Below are 18,479 nucleotides of genomic sequence, written 5' to 3'. Positions count from 1 at the left end.
GGCCGCGCATGGGTTCCCCGGTCCTGTTGCTCGCGGTGGCCTTCGGGCTGCTGCTGATCGCTGCCGTGGTCGTCGCGGCGCTCGCGTGGCGGCGGCTGCGGGAACTGCGCGCCGGGGGCATCGACGTGGCGTTGCGCGCCCGCAAGGACGGCGGTGGCCGCGGCTGGCACCTGGGTGTCGCGCACTACCGGGGCGAGGAGTTCGCCTGGTACCGGGCGTTAAGCCTGCGATCGGGGCCGAACTGGGTGATCAACCGCCAGGACGTGGAGATCGCGCGGCGCCGCGAGCCGTCGATGGCGGAGGCCTACGCGATGCCCACCGGGTCGACGGTCCTCGACCTGACCGGCCCGGAGCTGGAGCTGGCGATGAGCAACGACGCCCTGACCGGCTTCCTGTCCTGGCTCGAATCCGCCCCACCGGGCCGATCGGTGCCCTGGGCATCCTGAAACCTTCCAGCGGGGTCCGCTTCCGGGCCCCGCTTTTTCGCGACGTTCGGGACGTGCCGCGACGACCCGCTGATCAGGTGTTTCGCCAAGGAGGTCTAGTTCCGCACCTGCCAGCCCGTTACCCGCTCACTCACCGCCTACGATCACTGATCGTATTCGGACTTATTCGTCTCTAGCCTAGGGTGAGCTGGCGGAAGAACACCCGTGAGCGTTTTTGGGTGCCATAGCACCCAAAAACACTCACGGGTGTTCTCTGCTTACCGAAACGCTCGTCGCGAACCGCATAGCCGCGAACACGCCCCCGCTGCTTCCCGCCATGGCGCGGCCAGGCGTTGTTCGATAGCGCGGATTGCCCTGGTGAGACTGGTTTTCTGGAGCACCCAGGCACCGCAGGGACAATCGGTAACGGATCATGGACGCCGTCGCCTCATGCCCGCAGGAATTTGGACTTACTCGTCTAGGCGTTGCCGCCCGGCTTCCAGAGGACGTCGCCGTCCGGGTTCGCCACCCGGGCGAGGATGAACAGCAGGTCCGACAGCCGGTTCAGGTACTTGGCGGGCAGCGGCGAAGTGCGCTCGCCGTCGGCTTCCTGCAGCGCCCACGCCGACCGCTCGGCGCGCCGGGCCACGCACCGTGCCTGGTGCAGCAGCGCGCCGCCGGGGGTGCCGCCGGGGAGGATGAACGAGTCCAGCTTGCCCAGGCGCGCGTTGAACTCGTCGCACCAGCCCTCGAGGCGGTCGACGTAGGCCTGGGTGACGCGCAGCGGCGGGTACTTCGGGTTCTCGACCACCGGCGTCGACAGGTCCGCTCCCACGTCGAACAGGTCATTCTGCACCGCCCTCAGCACCTCGACGACGTCGCCGGCGAGCTGCGCGGTTGCCAACGCCACGCCGAGCACCGAATTCGTCTCGTCCACATCGGCGTAGGCGATCAGCCGCGGATCGGTCTTGTGCACCTTGGAGTTGTCCGACAACCGAGTCGTGCCCGAATCGCCGGCCCGCGTGTAGATCTTCGTCAGGTGGACTGCCATGCCGACAGCCTAGGCGGATGCCGCCGGTGCCCGGGCGTGCGTGACAGGAAGGTTCCCATGCTGCAGTCCGACCGCGCTGGGGGTGACAGGAAGGTTCCCATGCTCGCCCCGATCGCAACCCGATCCGATGGCGGTGGGGGTCGGGCCGTAACCTCGATGCTCGTGAGTGAGCACTTCCGGGTACACGGCGGGGCGCGCCTCGTCGGCGAAGTCGACGTGGTCGGGGCGAAGAACAGCGTGCTGAAGCTGATGGCTGCGGCGCTGCTGGCGGAGGGCACGACGACGATCGTCAACTGCCCGGAGATCCTCGACGTTCCGCTGATGGCCGACGTGCTGCGCAGCCTCGGCTGCGAGGTGTCGATCGACGGCGGCACGGTGCACATCACGACCCCGGCGTCGATCAACCACGAGGCGATCTCGCCGTCGATGGGCAAGCTGCGTGCGTCAGTGTGCGTGCTGGGCCCGCTGGTGGCCCGGTGCCGCCGCGCGGTGGTGACGCTGCCCGGTGGTGACGCGATCGGTTCCCGCCCGCTGGACATGCACCAGAACGGCCTGCGGCAGCTCGGCGCGACCAGCCACATCGAGCACGGCGCGGTGGTTGCGGAGGCGGAGAACCTGCGCGGCGCCCAAATCTGGCTGGACTTCCCCAGCGTAGGTGCGACCGAGAACATCCTGATGGCCGCGGTGCTGGCGGAAGGCACCACGGTGATCGACAACGCGGCGCGGGAGCCGGAGATCGTCGATCTCTGCGTGATGCTGCAGCAGATGGGCGCCAAGATCGAGGGTTCTGGTACGTCGACGTTGACGGTGCACGGCGTGTCCTCGCTGAAGGCCGTCGAGCACCGCGTGATCGGGGACCGGATCGTCGGCGCGACCTGGGCGTTCGCGGCGGCTGCGACGCGCGGCGACATCACGGTGCGCGGGGTCGATCCGCGGCACGTGAACCTGGTGCTGGAGAAGCTGCGCAGCGCGGGCGCCGAGGTGACCACGTCAGAGGAAAGCTTCCGGGTGGCGATGCACGGCCGCCCGCACGCGGTGGACTTCGTGACGCTGCCGTATCCGGGTTTCCCGACCGACCTGCAGCCGATGGCGTTGGCGTTGTCGGCGGTCGCCGACGGCACGTCGATGATCACCGAGAACCTGTTCGAGTCCAGGTTCCGGTTCATCGAGGAGCTGGTCCGGATGGGTGCCGACGCCCGCACCGACGGGCACCACGCGGTGGTGCGCGGCCTGGAGCGGCTTTCCAGCGCCCCGGTGTGGGCGACCGACATCCGCGCCGGGGTGGGCCTCGTGCTGGCCGGGCTGTGCGCGGACGGCTCGACCGAGGTGTGGGACGTGTTCCACATCGATCGCGGCTACCCGAACTTCGTGGAGAACCTGCGCGGTCTCGGCGCCGACATCGAACGCGTGACCGACTGAGCGGTCCACCAACCCGACGCCCTCAAGTGATGCAAGTCACGCGTTTGGGCCTGACCATGGGCGAGAACCCTGCTCCCGCTTCGAAGGGGCGATGGTCATGGCGAGCAGAGGCTGGACGCGGCGAGATTTCCTGAAGGGCTCCGGCGCGGCGGTGGGCGCGCTGGTGCTGGCCGGGTGCACCCGCACCGGAGGGGGTGGTGCGGGTGGTGATCCGCTCCAGGCGGCCCGAAGTTCCGGCACCATCCAGGTCGGCATAGCCGGTGAGGCGCCCTACGGCTTCACCGACGCATCCGGCAAGATCACCGGCGAGGCCCCGGAGGTGGCGCGGGCGGTGTTCCGGAACCTCGGGGTGAACACCGTGCTGGCCTCGCAGGTCGACTTCAACCAGCTGATCCCGGCCCTCAACGCGGGCAAGTTCAGCGTGGTCGCGGCGGGCATGTTCATCACCCCGGAGCGCTGCAAGAACGCGGCGTTTTCGATCCCGGACTACATCGCGCCGACGGCGTTCCTGGTGCCCGCGGGAAACCCCGAGGGCGTCACTAGCTTCGAGGACGTGGCGAAGAAGAAGCTCAACCTCGCGGTCCTCAGCGGGGCGGTGGAGAAGGACTACGCGCAACGGCTGGGCGTGCCGGACGCGCAGGTGCAGGTCTTCGACACGCAGAACGCGCTCCTGCAGGCGGTCACCAACAAACGGGTCTACTGCGCAGCGTTGACCAACATCTCGCTCAACGACCTGGTGCGGAAGAGCCCGGGCGCGCAGGTCGAGGTGACCAAGGGCTTCACGCCGGTGATCAACGGCAGGCCCGAGGTGCAGGCGGGCGCGTTCGTGTTCCGCACGCCGGACACCTCGCTGCGCGATGCGTTCAACACCGAGCTGAAGAAGCTGCACGACAGCGGCGAGTGGGTCCGCATCGCCGAGCCGTTCGGCTTCACCCAGGACAACCTGCCACCGGCCGGGGTGACCACGGAGGCACTGTGCGCCGGTAGCTGATCCCGGCGACGGGAGCCGACATGTTCGAGAACTTCTCGCACTTCCTCTCGGTCCTGCTGCAGGGTGTGCCGCCGACGGTGATCGCGACCCTGTGCGGCATAGCGCTGTGCATCGTGCTGTCGTTCACGGCTGGACTCGGCATGCTCGCGCCCTGGCGGTGGGTCCGCGTCATCGCCCGCAGCTACGTCGAGGTTTGGCGCGGCACGTCCGAAGTGGTCCAGCTGTTCTGGATCTTCTTCGCGGTGCCATTGCTGGTCGGTTTCGAGCTGTTGCCGCTGTGGGCGGGCGTCCTCGTGCTCGGCCTGAACCACGGCGCGTACGGCGGCGAGATCGTGCGCGGTGCGGTGCAGGCGGTGCCGAAGGAGCAGTACGAGTGCGCGGTCGCGCTGAGCTTCAGCCGGGTGCAGCGGATGCGGCGGGTGATCCTGCCGCAGGCGGTGGTGGAGATGATCCCGCCGTTCAACAACCTGTTCATCCAGCTGCTGAAAAGCAGCGCGCTGCTGTCGCTGATCTTCGTGCACGACATCACCTACCAGGGCCGGGAGGTACTCGAACCGAACTTCACCGGCCAGACCGCGCTGATCTACCTGCTGATGCTCGCGCTGTACCTGGTGCTGGCGGTGCTGGTCACGATGGTGATGCGGGTGCTGGAGCGGCGGGCCGCCGCGGCCGTCGGCCGCGAACCGGTCGAACCGTCGAAGGCGCTCGGCCGGGTCGAAGGCGGGGCGATCTAGTTGATCTGGGACTGGGAGTTCACCGGCCGGATCATCCCGGACATCCTCGGCGGCCTGGTGTTGACGTTCGAGGCCACGGTGCTGGGCTCGATCGTGGCGTTCGCGCTCGGTCTTGTGCTGGCCCTGCTGCGGCGATCCAGGGTCCGGCTGGTCAGCACGGCGGTCTGGGCGTTCATCGAGTTCGTCCGCAGCACGCCGCTGCTGGTGCAGCTGTACTTCCTGTTCAACGTGCTGCCGGGCATCGGCCTGAAGTTCTCGTCGCTGACCACCGGAGTGATCGGTCTCGGAGTGCATTACGCCTGCTACACGGCGGAGGTCTACCGGGCCGGCATCGAAGGTGTGCCGCGAGGTCAGTGGGAAGCGGCGACGGCGCTGAGCCTGCCGATCCGCAGGGTGTGGACGAGCGTGATCCTGCCGCAGGCGATCCCGCGGGTGCTGCCCGCGCTGGGCAACTACACGATCTCGATGTTCAAGGAAACGCCGCTGCTGCTGGCGATCGGGGTACTCGACCTGGTGGGGGCGGCGCAGGAAGCCGGGTCGGACGCGTACCGGTACGTGGAGCCGCTGACCTTGGCGGGCATCTGCTTCCTGCTGCTCAGCTATCCGTCGTCGCTGCTGGTGCGGAGGTTGGAACGGCGTGTTGGGGTCTGAGGCGGGCGGCGAGATGATCCGGTTCGACCGCGTGGTCAAGCGGTTCGGCGACAACGTGGTGCTGGACGAACTGGACTTCGCGGTCCGCCCAGGCGAGCGGGTCACCCTGATCGGGCCGAGCGGATCGGGCAAGACGACGATCCTGCGGTTGCTGATGACCCTGGAGCGGGTGGACGGCGGCACGATCCACGTGGGCGAGGAATGCCTCACCCACGTGCGCCGCGGCGAAAGGCTGGTGCCCGCCGACGAGAAGCACCTGCGCAAGGTGCGACGGCGGATCGGCATGGTGTTCCAGCAGTTCAACCTGTTCCCGAACATGCGGGTGCTGCGCAACGTCACGGAGGCACCGGTCCACGTGCTCGGCAAGTCCACTGCGGACGCCGAGCGGCGAGCGCGGGAACTCCTGGACATGGTGGGTCTGGCGGACAAGGTCGACGCCTATCCGACGCAGCTCTCCGGTGGCCAGCAGCAGCGCGTGGCGATCGCCCGAGCGCTGGCGATGAGCCCGGACGTGCTGCTGCTCGACGAGATCACCTCGGCGCTGGACCCGGAACTGGCGGCCGAGGTGCTCGACGTGTTGCGAGATCTGGCGCGCACCAGCGACATCACGATGCTGTGCGTGACGCACGCGATGAAGTTCGCCCGCGACGTCTCCCACCGGGTGCTGATGTTCGACAAAGGCAAGATCATCGAGGACAAGCCGCCGGCCGATCTGTTCGAGAGGCCGGAACAGGAGCGCACCCGGGCGTTCCTGCGGTCGGTGCTGGCGGAAGCCTGACCTGTCGGCGCCGGTGACGGCCGTTCAGGCGGGGTTCCGGCGTTCGTGCAGGAGCAGCAGCGTGTAGGCGGCGACCGACTGCGCATCGGTGACCTCGGCTGCGGCGATCATCTTCTCGAATTCGGCCCGGGGGAACCAGGCGGCCCGCATGTCCTGCTCCTCCGACTCGCGTTCGTGCTCGCCCGGCGTCAGCCCGGTGGCCAGGAACACCCGCCCGCGCTGGCTGGATATGCCGGGAGCCACGTCGAGGGTGCCGATCTCGACGAGGCTCGCTGCCCGCAGGCCGGTTTCCTCGCGCAGCTCCCGCACGGCGAGCTCGGTCGGCTCGACTTCGAGCCGGTCCGGAGCGGTGCCCTGCGGGAACTCCCACCGCCGCAGGCCCAACGGGTACCGGAACTGCTCCACGAGGTGAAGCCGATTGCCGTCGAGCGGGATCACCAAGGCGTAGTCGGGCTTGTCGACCACGCCGTAGACCCCGTCGGAACCATCGGCGCGCCGAACGCCGTCCTCGCGGACGGTCATCCACGGGTTGGCGTACACCTCGCGACTGCTCGTCTGCTGCATACGGCCATGGTGCCCGACGCGGGCCACGCTGTGGTGGCACAACCTGGTCAACATGCGGGCGTGGTCGCATACCCGCCCGACATCGGCAGGTGCCAATCAATGATCGCGCGGTGTTGGGTGGGTAGTGCTCTACCGCCTGGTCGTGGTGTTCGTTTGGGGTCCACTGTGGGTGGTGGGATGAACGCGGGTCGCCCACCGCGCATGGTGATTTCCCATCGCTGGTTGTGCAGGGTCCGGTGGTGGTGACCGCAGAGCATCACCATGTTGCTCAGCTCGGTGGTTCCACCGTCGGCCCAGTGGGCGAGGTGGTGTGCTTCCGGGGTTCCCGGCGGCCGGTCGCACCCCGGGAACGCGCACACCCCGTCCCGCTGCAGCAACGCCGCGCGGATCTGGGCGGGCGCGGTCCGCTTCGCCCGGCCCACGTCCAGCGGGAGCCCGTCCCCGTCGAGGACCATCGGCAACACCTCGGCATCGCAGGCGATCCGTCGGGCGTTCTCGGCGGTGATGGCCCGTTCGGTGTTGAGGGTCCCGGGCATACCGGTCTCGGCGGCGACGAACCCGAGCCCCTTCTTCAAATCCTCGAAATCGATAGAGATCGTCAGGTGCGGGCGCTGCCCACCCGTGCGCGGAACCCCGTCATGATCCAGCGCCAGGTCCAGGATCGCGGCGAACCCGTCGGCGTTGCGCTGCCCCACCGTGCGCGGATCCTTCTCCCCCTCCACCTCCGGACGGGGAGCGGCCAGGGGCTGCATCAGCGCTGCGAACTTCGCCCCGGCCTCGCGGTCGAGGCGGGCTTTGATGACCGTCATCCCGTCCCGGGCAACCGTGTAGTGCAGCTCCCGTGACTTGTGCTGGTCTTCCTCGTCGTCGTAGGCGCCGTCCTGGTCCAGCAGGTAGCGGATGCGCTCGGCGAGTTTCTCCAGCTCACGAGGCGTCATCATCCGCGCATACCCGACGAGGGTCGATTCGACCTCACCGACCTGATGACAGCGCGCATACTCCGGCAGCCGACGGACCCCGTCCACGATCACGCGCGCGTGCTCCAACCCGATCGCACCCTCGGCCAAAGCCGCGGCGGTCTCGGGTAGGTCGGCGGGCATGACCTCGCCATACAAGCTCTGCCGGTCTTCAACATTGCGGGCGACCTTGACGCGGGTTTGCGCATCACGCGCATCGATGTTGAGCAGCCCCTGCAACCACACCTGCGCCGACCGGAACCCCAACTCGGCATACACACCCCGGTGGTCGGCTTCGGCGATGCACTGCAACTGCTCCATCATCAACACCCGCATCCCCTCCTCCAGTTCACGGATACGGGCGGCGAGTTCGGCATCCGTGCACGACACCGCCGACCGGGCACCAGCGGTGCCGACGGCCGGATCCTGGGTGTTCAACAGCGGTGTCATACCAAGTATTCTCCCGCATTAGCACACCAGTTCGCACGTCTTTTATGGTCGCTTGATCAGGTGAAAGAACCCATCTTGGGGACGAAAACCCAAGCAGCAGAAGCAAAAACACCGGAAGTGCGACACCGCAAGGGCTTCAAGCGCTGTAGAGGCGGTTTGAGAACTCGTTCCCTTAAAGGTCCCAACCCCCGAGCCAAACCCCACCAAACCGACCGACCCCAAAAACCAAGCCAAAAAGCGCAACACCCAAAACCCTGCGAACCTCAACGCCAACAACCAACCCAGGCCAACAACCAACCCAGGCCAACAACCAACCCAGGCCAAGAGCACCACCGAAGGACGCCAATGCCCCACCCCTGGTGGCGAAACGCGGTCACGTACCAGATCTTCCTCCGCAGCTTCGCCGATGCGAACGCCGATGGAGTCGGCGACCTTCAGGGCGTGACGTCCAGGCTGGACTACCTCAACTGGCTCGGTGTGGACGCGATCTGGCTAACGCCCTGCTACCCATCCCCATGGGTCGACGGCGGCTACGACATAACTGACCACCGCGGCATCGACCCGTCCCTGGGCACCCTGCAGGACTTCGACCGGATGGTGTCGGCGGCGCACGAGCGAGGTATCCGAGTCCTGATCGACATCGTCCCGAACCACACCTCGGACCGACACGAGTGGTTCCGGCAAGCCCTGGCAGCCGGCCCGGGTTCCCCTGAGCGCGACCGCTACATCTTCCGCGACGGCAAGGGCCCGAGAGGGGAGTGCCCGCCGAGCAACTGGGAGTCCCGCTTCGGCGGCAGCGCCTGGAGCAGGGTGCCGGACGGCCAGTGGTACCTGCACCTGTTCGCCCCGGAGCAGCCCGACCTCGACTGGGCGAATCAGGAGGTTCGCGCCGAGTTCCTGGACGTTCTGCGATTCTGGGGACGACGCGGTGTCGACGGATTCCGGGTGGACGTGGCCGCGGCGCTGGTCAAGGACCTGCGGGAGCCGTTGCGCGAGGTCGTCGGCGGGGAGGGCAGCTCCGGGCTGGACGATTTCGCCGCCAACCCCGACCACCCGTTCCTGGACCGGCCGGAGGTCCACGATGTCTACCGCGACTGGAACCGGGTGTTCCACGAGTTCGACCCGCCGCTGGTCGGGGTCGCCGAGGCGTGGGTGCGGGGCGACCGGCGGGTCCGCTACATCCGGCCGGGAGAACTGCAGCAGGCGTTCAACTTCGAGTTCCTGCGGGTGCGCTGGCAGGCTTCGGAGTACCGGCGGATCGTGTCGGAGTCGATCGACGGGGCGTCCTCGGTGGGGACCACGGCGACCTGGGTGCTGGCCAACCACGACGTGGTGCGGCAGGCATCAGCGCTGGGCCTGCCAGCCGACGTCGACCTGCGGGTGTGGCTGGCGTCCGACGGCACCGAATCACCGCCGGACCTGGAGTTGGGCACCCGCCGGGCACGGGCGGCGATCCTCTTCGCGCTGGCGTTGCCCGGGTCCGCCTACCTGTACCAGGGCGAGGAGCTGGGGCTGCCGGAGGTCGCGGACCTGCCAGCGGACGTTCTGCGGGACCCGAAGTGGATGAACTCCAGACACAAGGAGAAGGGCCGCGACGGCTGCCGGGTGCCGCTGCCGTGGACCCGGGACGGGGTGTCCTTCGGTTTCAGCGCCGCGCCGCCCTGGCTGCCGCAGCCCGCCGATTGGGGCGACTACTCGGTCGAGTCACAGCGCGGCGACCCGAGCTCGATGCTGGAGCTCTACCGCGCTGCGCTGCGAGTGCGCCGCGGGTTCAGCAGCGACGAACGGTTCGGCTGGGACGACCAGCACAATTTCGGCGATGTCCTGGCCTTCTGGCGTGGGAGCAACATCCTGGTCCTGGTCAACACCGGACCGGTCGCCATCCTGCTCCCGCCGGGAGAGCTCCTCCTGTCCAGCGCAGCACCGGAAGAGGGCTACCTCCCCGGCGACGCCACGGCCTGGCTACGCCAACCCTGACGAGAGCATGGGAACCTTCCTGTCACCTCCGGCGGCAGCGGGTTGGAGCATGGGAATCTTCCTGTCACCTCCGGCGGCAGCGGGTTGGAGCAAGGGAACCTTCCTGTCACCTCCGGCGGCAGCGGGTTGGAGCAAGGGAACCTTCCTGTCACCTCCGGCGGCAGCGGGTTGGAGCAAGGGAACCTTCCTTTCACCTCCGGCGGCAGCGGGTTGGAGCAAGGGAACCTTCCTGTCACCTCCGGCGGCAGCGGGTTGGAGCATGGGAACCTTCCTGTCACCTCCGGCGGCAGCGGGTTGGAGCATGGGAACCTTCCTGTCACCTCCGGCGGCAGCGGGTTGGAGCAAGGGAACCTTCCTTTCACCTTCCGGCGCGCCTTGGTACCGAGCGTCGCGCCGGCCGACAGCGCGATGAGCGGCACCGGGCCGAGGAGCCGGCGCAGTTGGGTGTGCGCGCCGTCTTCGGCGAGTTGTTCGCGGGCTTGACGCGCAGCAGGGTTCGGGCGAACGACACGGGGCGTAGCCGTATCCCGCCCAGCGGGAAGATCGAGGTCCGACCTGTCCGGGCCCCGGGGGTGCTCGACTTCTCGATCGACGTCCGTACTCTGTGCCGGGTGCGACTTGTCATTGCCCGTTGCCAGGTGGACTACGTCGGTCGGCTCACCGCGCACCTGCCCATGGCGCAGCGCTTGCTGCTGGTCAAGGCCGATGGTTCCGTGTCGGTGCACTCCGACGACCGCGCCTGCAAATTCCGCTATCCGTGGTCGAGACATCTGTCTCTGTTCGCGGGGTGGCTTCGCGGTGCTGTCCGAGGATGCGCCGGATGCTCGCTCTTGCGGAGGTGTGCCCAGTGAGGTTGGTCGTCGCTCGTTGCCAGGTTGACTATGTCGGTCGGCTTACGGCGCATTTGCCGATGGCGAATCGGGTGCTCATGGTGAAAGCGGACGGCTCTGTTCTCGTCCATTCGGATGGCGGCTCCTATAAGCCGCTCAATTGGATGTCGCCTCCTTGTTGGCTTATTGAGGATCCGGATGTCTGGACGGTGCAGAACAAGGCCGGGGAGAAGCTGGTCATCCTGATCGACGAGATCATGCATGACTCGAAGCATGAGCTAGGTGTCGATCCCGGTTTGCAGAAGGATGGAGTGGAGGCACACCTGCAGGAGTTGCTGGCCGAGCACGTCACCACTCTCGGCAAAGGGTGGTCGTTGGTGCGCCGGGAGTACCCGACCGCGATCGGCCCGGTGGATCTGATGTGTCGAGATGCGGCCGGGGTCAGCGTCGCGGTGGAGATCAAGCGACGTGGTGAGATCGACGGCGTCGAGCAACTGACCAGGTACCTGGAACTGCTCAATCGCGACCCGTTGCTGGCCCCGGTGAAGGGCGTGTTCGCCGCCCAGCAGATCAAGCCTCAAGCCCGCACCCTCGCCGAGGACCGGGGCATCCAGTGCGTCGTGCTGGACTATGACGCCTTGCGCGGCACCGACCCCGACGAGTTCCGTCTGTTCTGACACGGCTCCGCTCCTCGTCCGTCGCCAGCGGCGGGCGAGGAGTCACAGAGGCGTGGCAGGAGTGTGCGTGAGCCGAACAGGCTTCTCCGGTAAGGGCTGGAGGGCTGGTCACTGCGCGTTGAGCTGATCTCGGTCGTGGTCTTCGGCCTCAAGGATTGCTTCGTTGGCGGCGGGGTTCCACCAGCGGGCGAGGGCTGTGTCGAAGAGCCGATGGAGGTCGTCGGGTTCGAGGGCGTCGACCTCCACCTAGACGAGCTGGCCGTGTTCAGCGACGAACCGTGGCGCGCGGGTCGGTGCCCTTCCCTGGCTGGGGCGGCAGATCGTATTCGCGAACATGCTCGGCGGTGAGGCTGACTCGTTCGGCGTGGTCCCAGCACGCGGTGCGGGCGAGGAAGTCTCGTTCGAGGTCGACGCCAGAGGGATCGAGGTCTCCGGCGAAGAGCAACACGGCGGCGCGGCCTGCGGACAGCCACGACCCCACCGCGGCCCCTGCGGGATTCCAGGTCCCCACCGCCGACCGGCCCCACAACGACTCCAGGGCCTCGCCGACCTCGTCGTCGGCCACCGTCACCAACGGCCGGGCTCGCCGATCTTCACCGCGGTCGTGCCGACCGCGATGGCGTAGCTGTCGTGGCTAATGACTGTCGTGGTTACGGTATGCCGATTCCCAGGATTGGAGCTTGCGGCGAATCTCGTTATCGAGAGACGTACGGTCGCTTGGTCGGTCCTCGTAGCGAGTGCGCAGCGTGCGCATCGTCGTGAGCAGATCGCGTTCTTGCGCTGGCTCGTAGAAGCCGACACCGCGGATCAGGGTGACCGCCTGATACGGGGTGATGGCCTCCTCCCGCAGAGATCCCGCGGCGTTGAGGCACGCCATCGGGAAGTAGGCGTCAGGCGTAGCGCGACCGACCAGAACCGTGGGCGGGATCCGCAGCAGCGCCGGCGCGGCGATCTCCTCGTCGCGCGCGGCGTGCCGCTGCGGATCCGCAGCGACCTCGGCTAGTGGCTCCCGGAGTCGGGCGAGGCATTCCAATCCCGCCTGCTCCCACACGCTGGTGCTCCGGCGCTGGATCGGGTCGTCCAGAAAAACCAGCACGGACCGATAAGACTCCACGACGCCGCTAGCGCCCTCGTCGGCGTAGGCCAGCAACGCACAGCCGTGAATGAACCAGGTCAGCGCCCGCTGCGGCGCCTGCTCCGGGTGTGGACGGGCATCTGCTGTTCGTCTTCCTGGAGCTGTTGGATCCGTGCCCGGACTCCCGCTGGCCGCACCCTGATCAGGGTAGGGCGTCGGGCTCAGACACGGAGTCCATCCCAGTCCTAACACCCCGCCCAGCAATGGCCGCCAGCAGCCCGGCGCCGGGGGCACGGTGCAGACGAATGTCACGCTGCAACGGCGGTAATCAGCCCGAGAAACCAGCCCCATCAGCACCGTGACCACGCCACCGAGGCGTTGCAGCCAAGGCCCGTTAACCCCGATCACGTCAGAGAGGCCTGTCGCTTGAAACCGGCGACAAACAGCCCTGCCGCTCCTGCCACTCGCCAGCGCACCCGGCACTTCTGCGCCGCCTCCGCAGCGGTCACCGCCGGCTTCTGCCCCCACAAGACCCGCCAGATATGCCACATAGCCTGGCACGAGCGGTACCACGCACTGGCGGACCGGCTGGAGGCAGAGTGGCCGGCAACGGCGTTGGCGCGTAGCGCAACCCCGAGTCAGCCGCGGTCGGACTTGCCGCAGGAGCGCAGTCGCACGGCCGTCCACGGGTCCAGCAGCCCGGCGAAGTGCCGGAGGAAGGGGTCTGCTCGGCCGCGGGCTGGTTGTGCGTCGTTCCCGGTCTGGTCGTTCGGGTCGTCCGCGAGTCCGGCGATGATCGCCAGATCGATCCGGGCGTTCACAGCTTCACCCCCGTCGCTGCGCATGTGCCAACAGTGACGATACCGGTCACACTCCGTTGCGGGGAGCGCTTTTTTGCAGATCACTCGCATGGCCGCGGCGGGTCGCGCTCCCTTGTGCGGCGGGTGATCGGCGGGGCGTCTCATCGGGCGGAAGTCGCCTGATCGATTTAGTGTCGAGTTTCAACGAAATGGTGCCGGTTCGATGTGATCCGTCCCACTGTGCGGTACTGTCCGGCTGCTGTCGCAAACGTGGTGGTTGTCGTTCGAGTTTGTTGGGTCTGGAGGTGGCGTGACGGTGGTGCTAGCCCGGGGTCAGCTGCTTGACGCCAACGCGGTGGATTTTGCGTTGTTGGCGTTGTACTTCGCTTTTGTGCTGGGTATTGGGTACTTGGCGCGGCGTGCGGTTTCCACCAGTCTGGACTTTTTCTTGTCGGGGCGGGCGTTGCCGGCGTGGGTGACGGGTTTGGCGTTCATCTCGGCGAATCTGGGTGCGATCGAGATCATCGGTATGTCGGCGAATGGTGCCGAGTACGGGATGCCGACGATGCATTATTTCTGGATCGGTGCGGTGCCGGCCATGCTGTTCTTGGGCGTGGTGATGATGCCGTTCTACTACGGCTCGAAGGTGCGCAGTGTTCCGGAGTTCATGTTGCGGCGGTTCGGGAAGGCGGCGCATCTGGTCAACGGGATCAGTTTCGCGGTGGCGCAGATCCTGATCGCGGGTGTGAACCTGTATTTGCTGGCCAGCATCGTGAATGCGTTGCTGGGTTGGCCGTTGTGGTTGTCGGTGTTGCTGGCGGCGGCGATCGTGTTGTCGTACACGGCGTTGGGCGGGTTGTCGGCGGCGATCTACAACGAGGTGTTGCAGTTCTTCGTGATCGTGGCGGCGTTGTTGCCGTTGACGATCGTGGGGTTGGTGAAGGTCGGCGGTGTGCAAGGTCTGGTGGCGAAGGTGTCGGCGGGTCCGGGGGGTGCGGCGCAGCTGTCGGCGTGGCCGGGCACCCAGTTGACGGGGTTCGACAACAGCGTGCTGAGCGCGGTGGGTCTGGTGTTCGGGTTGGGGTTCGTGCTCAGCTTCGGGTACTGGACGACGAACTTCGTCGAGGTGCAGCGGGCGATGGCGTCCAAGAGCATGTCGGCGGCGCAGCGGACGCCGATCATCGGGTCGTTCCCGAAGATGTTCATCCCGTTCATCGTGGTCATTCCGGGGATGATCGCGGCGGTGCTGATCCCGGAGTTGGCGGCGTACAAGCAGGCCGGTGGCACCGGTGGCGGGGGTGTGGATTACAACGATGCGATCTTGTTGTTGATGCGGGATTTGCTGCCGAACGGGATTCTGGGGATCGCCCTGGCCGGGTTGCTGGCATCGTTCATGGCGGGGATGGCGGCGAACTTGTCGTCGTTCAACACGGTGTTCACCTATGACATCTGGCAGTCGTACGTGGTGCGGGACCGGGCGGATGGTTATTACCTGCGGATGGGTCGCTCGGTGACGGTGGCGGCGACGCTGGCGGCGGTGGGCACGGCGTTCATCGCGGCGGGTTATTCGAACTTGATGGATTACCTGCAGCAGTTGTTCTCGTTCTTCAACGCGCCGTTGTTCGCGACGTTCATCCTGGGGATGTTCTGGAAGCGGATGACCCCGCATGCGGGGTGGGCGGGTCTGGTGCTGGGCACGGTGTCGGCGGTGGTGGTGTTCGGGCTGTCGGAGTCGGGGGTGCTGGACCTGCCGGGGCAGGGCGCGAGTTTCGTGGGTGCGGGTGCGGCGTTCGTGGTGGACATCGTGGTCAGCGTGGTGGTGTCGTTGGCGACGCGTCCGAAGCCGGAGACGGAGTTGGCGGGGTTGGTGTACTCGTTGACGCCGCGGGCCAGCCGGCAGGCCGCGACCAGCGGGGAGGACGCGGGCTGGTACCGGCGGCCGGGTCTGCTGGCCGGGATCGCCCTGGTCCTGATCATCGCCCTCAACATCGTCTTCGGCTGACGCTGACCGAAGCAGACAAGGAGGTCTCCCCATGGCGAGCCGGGGTTCGGGGCACACCGCTGGTGCCTTCGACATTCGGACGATAATCGCGCTGCTGTTCGGCATCTACGGCATCGTGCTCACCATCGTGGGCGTGGTTCAGCCGCATGCCGAGATCGACAAGTCCGCCGGGGTGAACATCAACCTCTGGGCCGGCATCGGAATGATCGTTTTCGCGGTGGTGTTCGTGACCTGGGTGCGACTGCGCCCCATCGTGGTGCCCGACGAGGCCGGGACGTCCGGGGAATAGGCGCGAGCACCCGCCGTGACGGCGTCCGTACCCCCGGGTGCGGACGCCGTCCGCGTTCCGGCGGATCCGCGGGTTCCCGTCCACGATGGCCGATCGGCTAGATAGTGTGATCGCCGTGCCCCGACCAGTGACCTCGATCGTCGCGCTGCTCGCTGCGCTCACCACGCTCGCAGCGGCGGGCTGCGCCGCGGACGGCAAGTCGACCTCGGCCCGGCGGGCCGTCGAGGTGTCGAAGTTCGAGCTGAACAAGCCCGGGCTGCTGGACCAGGCCTTCGCGCCGGACCGGCTGCGCGGGGTGGACGTGTGCGCCACGCTGCAGGCGATCGACCTGGGCAGGTTCGGCGCACCAGCCCCGGAATTCACCCCGGACGGCCTCGGGACCTGCGCGAACTACATGAAGGACCGCAATGGCAAGTCGTTCAACGTCACGCTCTACTTCGACGAGAAGGTGTCCGATGTCGGGGCGCACCGCATCGGCGGGCTGCCCGCCGCCATCTACGAGAACGGTTCGGGCTCCTGCTTCACGTCCGTGGCGTACGCCGGCGCCGACGCCGAGCAGTTCGCCGACCCGCGCGGGCTGGAGATCCAGCTGAGCAGTGAGCAGGCGGACGTCTGCTCGCCGGCCGTGCAGATCCTGACCGACGTCGTCGACGTGGTGCGGACGAAACCGCCGGTCAGCCCCCGTTCGTCGGGTGGGCTGGCCGGGTTCGACCCGTGCGAGATCCTCGACCCGGCCGCGATCCGCGACGCGGCGATGGGCAGCCCGGCGAATTCGGCCGGTGGGGAAGGGCTCTACTCCTGCGAATGGTCGGCGGACAACTCCGTGATGGTGACCATCAACTTCGGCGTCGGTGCCTTGGACGGCAGCCCGCTGGCGCCGGTGGACCTCGCCGGCGTGCCGGGCCTCGTGGTGCCCGGCAGCTCCGACCCGCCGACCTGCGCGGTCGAGTGGGAGCACCGCAAGAACGCCAACGCGGCGGGCGAGAGCGAGTTCGTGCAGATCGAGATCACGAACATGGGCCGGATCCCGATGAATCCCTGCGTGAACGCGACCAATCTGGCGAAACAGGTGCGGGCCAAGCTGCCGACCGCATGATCCCGGTCCGCCACCGAATTCCGTAGGCTTCACGATGACAACGACCGACGTAAAGGTGGGGAGGCCGGCGATGACCCAGACCGCCCGTGGCAGCGTCGAGATGCCCAACGGGACGACCGAGGAGCCACCGACGTTCGAATCGATCGACCCCCGCACCGGTGAGGTCGTGGGGCGTCACCCGATCCACGACGTGGCGGAGGTCGGCGCGCGGGTGGCCGTGGCGCGCGAGGCCCAGCCGGGGTGGGCCGAGCTCGGCTTCTCCGGGCGCAAGCAGCGGCTCGACGCGTGGCGGAAGCTGCTTTCCAAACGCGTCGACGAGCTGGCCGCCGTCGTCTGCGCGGAGACCGGCAAGCCGCTCGACGACGCCAAACTGGAACTGGTCCTGGTGATCGACCAACTGCACTGGGCGGCGGGCAACGCCGAAAAGGTGTTGCGCCGCCGGAAGGTCTCCTCCGGCGTCCTGATGGCGAACCAGGCCGCGACCGTCGAATACCTGCCGTACGGCGTGATTGGCGTGATCGGCCCGTGGAACTATCCGGCGTTCACGCCGATGGGCTCGATCGCCTACGCGCTGGCCGCGGGCAACGCGGTGGTGTTCAAGCCCAGCGAACTCACCCCCGGCGTCGGGCAGTGGTTGGTGGACAGCTTCGCCGAGGCGGTGCCCGAGCACCCGGTCTTCCAGTTGGTGACCGGTTTCGGCGAGACCGGCGCGGCGCTCTGCGCCTCCGGGGTGAACAAGGTCGCCTTCACCGGTTCGACCGCCACCGGCAAGCGGGTGATGGCGTCCTGCGCGGAGAACCTGATCCCGGTGCTGGTGGAGTGCGGCGGCAAGGACGCCTTGATCGTTGACGCGGACGCCGACCTGGCCGCTGCCGCCGATGCGGCCGTGTGGGGCGCGATGTCCAACGCCGGGCAGACCTGCATCGGTGTGGAGCGGGTCTACGTCGTCGACGCCGTCGCGGACCGGCTCCTAGAGATGATCGCCGAGCGGGCCGGGAAGCTGCGTCCGGGCGGTGAGCCGGGCGCCAACTTCGGCCCGATCACGATGCCCTCCCAAGTCGACATCATCCGCGGCCACATCGACGACGCGCTGCAGCGCGGCGGCCGGGCCGTGGTGGGCGGCGAGCATTCGGTGCGTCCCCCGTTCGTCGAGCCCGTGGTGCTCACCGACGTGCCGGAGGACTCCACCGCGGTCACCGAGGAGACCTTCGGGCCGACCATCGTGGTGCAGCGGGTTCGCGACGCCGACGAGGGCGTGGCCCGCGCCAACAACTCCCGCTACGGCCTGGGTGCGTCGGTGTTCTCGCGGGCCCGGGGCGTCGAGCTGGCGCGGCAGCTGCGCACCGGGATGGTCGCGGTGAACTCCGTGATCGCCTTCGCCGGTGTGCCGTCGCTGCCGTTCGGCGGGGTCGGCGACTCCGGGTTCGGCCGGATCCACGGCGCGGACGGGCTGCGCGAGTTCGCCCGGCCGCAGTCGGTGACCCGGCTCCGGTACCGGCTCCCGCTGAACCCGATGAGCTTCGGCCGGGCCAAGGGCACCGTCCGGCGCGTGGCGCGGCTGATGCGGCTGGTGCGCGGACGCTGATCCGACTCCGCTTGATCGACTCGGCGTTTCGCCTGGGCTTGCGCTGTGGGTGACAGGAAGGTTCCCTTGCTCTCGCACCCCGCGACCGGGCGTTGGGGTGCGGAGTCGACGGTTAGTCGATCGGCGCCC

General features: G+C 67.8%; 19 protein-coding genes and 1 pseudogene. 13 read left to right on the top strand and 7 right to left on the bottom strand.

Going from position 1 to position 18,479, the window contains the following annotated elements; all coding sequences use genetic code 11:
- The first annotated feature begins 8 nt into the window (after nt 1-8).
- Nucleotides 9-446, top strand: a complete 438-nt coding sequence (locus FDZ84_RS06315) for a DUF2550 domain-containing protein (protein WP_168585123.1) — start codon at nt 9-11, stop codon at nt 444-446.
- A gap of 457 nt (nt 447-903) precedes the next feature.
- Here the strand turns inward: FDZ84_RS06315 and FDZ84_RS06310 are convergent, their stop codons facing one another.
- Complete coding sequence (locus tag FDZ84_RS06310) at nt 904-1,476, bottom strand: cob(I)yrinic acid a,c-diamide adenosyltransferase (protein WP_168585122.1); 573 nt, start codon at nt 1,474-1,476, stop codon at nt 904-906.
- Nucleotides 1,477-1,638: 162 nt separating this feature from the next.
- Between FDZ84_RS06310 and murA the strand changes: the two genes are divergently transcribed.
- The 5 genes from murA (at nt 1,639) to ehuA (ending at nt 6,049) form a co-directional block, all read left to right on the top strand.
- On the top strand, nt 1,639-2,895 hold the full coding sequence (gene murA, locus FDZ84_RS06305) for a UDP-N-acetylglucosamine 1-carboxyvinyltransferase (protein WP_168585121.1): 1,257 nt from the start codon (nt 1,639-1,641) through the stop codon (nt 2,893-2,895).
- A gap of 97 nt (nt 2,896-2,992) precedes the next feature.
- Nucleotides 2,993-3,886, top strand: a complete 894-nt coding sequence (ehuB, locus tag FDZ84_RS06300; RefSeq protein WP_168585120.1) for an ectoine/hydroxyectoine ABC transporter substrate-binding protein EhuB — start codon at nt 2,993-2,995, stop codon at nt 3,884-3,886.
- 20 nt (nt 3,887-3,906) lie between these two features.
- Nucleotides 3,907-4,620 carry an ectoine/hydroxyectoine ABC transporter permease subunit EhuC gene (gene ehuC, locus FDZ84_RS06295; protein ID WP_168585119.1) on the top strand — a complete coding sequence of 238 codons (714 nt, stop codon included), beginning with the start codon at nt 3,907-3,909 and terminating at the stop codon, nt 4,618-4,620.
- Nucleotides 4,621-5,271, top strand: coding sequence for an ectoine/hydroxyectoine ABC transporter permease subunit EhuD (gene ehuD / locus FDZ84_RS06290; RefSeq protein ID WP_168585118.1), 651 nt, complete (start codon nt 4,621-4,623; stop codon nt 5,269-5,271). It abuts the gene before it with no gap.
- A 13-nt stretch (nt 5,272-5,284) separates the two neighbouring features.
- Complete coding sequence (ehuA, locus tag FDZ84_RS06285) at nt 5,285-6,049, top strand: ectoine/hydroxyectoine ABC transporter ATP-binding protein EhuA (protein ID WP_168589848.1); 765 nt, start codon at nt 5,285-5,287, stop codon at nt 6,047-6,049.
- A 24-nt stretch (nt 6,050-6,073) separates the two neighbouring features.
- Here the strand turns inward: ehuA and FDZ84_RS06280 are convergent, their stop codons facing one another.
- Together FDZ84_RS06280 and FDZ84_RS06275 are read right to left on the bottom strand one after the other, a co-directional pair.
- Nucleotides 6,074-6,613: an NUDIX hydrolase gene (locus FDZ84_RS06280; protein ID WP_168585117.1), complete on the bottom strand. Its 540-nt coding sequence runs from the start codon at nt 6,611-6,613 to the stop codon at nt 6,074-6,076.
- A 47-nt stretch (nt 6,614-6,660) separates the two neighbouring features.
- On the bottom strand, nt 6,661-8,019 hold the full coding sequence (locus tag FDZ84_RS06275) for an HNH endonuclease signature motif containing protein (RefSeq protein ID WP_168585116.1): 1,359 nt from the start codon (nt 8,017-8,019) through the stop codon (nt 6,661-6,663).
- Nucleotides 8,020-8,364: 345 nt separating this feature from the next.
- On the opposite strand from FDZ84_RS06275, the gene FDZ84_RS06270 reads away from it, so the two are divergent.
- The 3 genes and pseudogenes from FDZ84_RS06270 (at nt 8,365) to nucS (ending at nt 11,503) form a co-directional block, all read left to right on the top strand.
- Nucleotides 8,365-9,996, top strand: coding sequence for an alpha-amylase family glycosyl hydrolase (locus tag FDZ84_RS06270; protein WP_168585115.1), 1,632 nt, complete (start codon nt 8,365-8,367; stop codon nt 9,994-9,996).
- 611 nt (nt 9,997-10,607) lie between these two features.
- Nucleotides 10,608-10,736 (top strand): annotated as a pseudogene (locus FDZ84_RS06265) (endonuclease); the annotation flags it as partial.
- Between the two features lie 107 nt (nt 10,737-10,843).
- The gene (gene nucS / locus FDZ84_RS06260) at nt 10,844-11,503 is read left to right on the top strand and encodes an endonuclease NucS (protein WP_168589847.1); all 660 of its coding nucleotides are present in this window, start codon (nt 10,844-10,846) and stop codon (nt 11,501-11,503) included.
- 108 nt (nt 11,504-11,611) lie between these two features.
- Here nucS and FDZ84_RS06255 read toward each other — a convergent pair whose 3' ends face one another.
- From FDZ84_RS06255 to FDZ84_RS06240, 4 genes are all read right to left on the bottom strand, one after another.
- Entirely contained in the window at nt 11,612-11,749 is a 138-nt protein-coding gene (locus FDZ84_RS06255) for a hypothetical protein (protein ID WP_168585114.1), read from the bottom strand.
- Between the two features lie 19 nt (nt 11,750-11,768).
- Nucleotides 11,769-12,074, bottom strand: coding sequence for a hypothetical protein (locus FDZ84_RS37645; protein WP_210435449.1), 306 nt, complete (start codon nt 12,072-12,074; stop codon nt 11,769-11,771).
- Nucleotides 12,075-12,137: 63 nt separating this feature from the next.
- The gene (locus FDZ84_RS06245; protein WP_168584078.1) at nt 12,138-12,599 is read right to left on the bottom strand and encodes a hypothetical protein; all 462 of its coding nucleotides are present in this window, start codon (nt 12,597-12,599) and stop codon (nt 12,138-12,140) included.
- Between the two features lie 617 nt (nt 12,600-13,216).
- Nucleotides 13,217-13,399 (bottom strand): hypothetical protein, encoded by a 183-nt coding sequence (locus tag FDZ84_RS06240; protein ID WP_168585113.1) that lies wholly within the window; start codon nt 13,397-13,399, stop codon nt 13,217-13,219.
- Between the two features lie 298 nt (nt 13,400-13,697).
- Here FDZ84_RS06240 and FDZ84_RS06235 point away from each other — a divergent pair, with 298 nt between their 5' ends.
- The 4 genes from FDZ84_RS06235 to FDZ84_RS06220 all read left to right on the top strand — a co-directional run bounded on the left by FDZ84_RS06235 (nt 13,698) and on the right by FDZ84_RS06220 (nt 18,350).
- Nucleotides 13,698-15,380, top strand: a complete 1,683-nt coding sequence (locus FDZ84_RS06235) for a sodium:solute symporter family protein (protein ID WP_210435654.1) — start codon at nt 13,698-13,700, stop codon at nt 15,378-15,380.
- Between the two features lie 31 nt (nt 15,381-15,411).
- Nucleotides 15,412-15,669: a hypothetical protein gene (locus FDZ84_RS06230; protein WP_168585112.1), complete on the top strand. Its 258-nt coding sequence runs from the start codon at nt 15,412-15,414 to the stop codon at nt 15,667-15,669.
- 115 nt (nt 15,670-15,784) lie between these two features.
- The gene (locus tag FDZ84_RS06225) at nt 15,785-16,765 is read left to right on the top strand and encodes a DUF3558 family protein (RefSeq protein WP_168585111.1); all 981 of its coding nucleotides are present in this window, start codon (nt 15,785-15,787) and stop codon (nt 16,763-16,765) included.
- Nucleotides 16,766-16,835: 70 nt separating this feature from the next.
- A complete protein-coding gene (locus FDZ84_RS06220) occupies nt 16,836-18,350 on the top strand; it encodes an aldehyde dehydrogenase family protein (protein ID WP_168585110.1) in 1,515 nt (504 codons plus the stop codon).
- Nucleotides 18,351-18,479: the final 129 nt, after the last annotated feature.

Source organism: Saccharopolyspora sp. ASAGF58 (assembly GCF_012277335.1).
GTDB classification, from domain to species: Bacteria; Actinomycetota; Actinomycetes; order Mycobacteriales; family Pseudonocardiaceae; genus Saccharopolyspora; species Saccharopolyspora hattusasensis.
The sequence above is the reverse complement of the archived record's forward strand: the minus strand, read 5'-3'. Positions and strand labels throughout refer to the sequence as shown.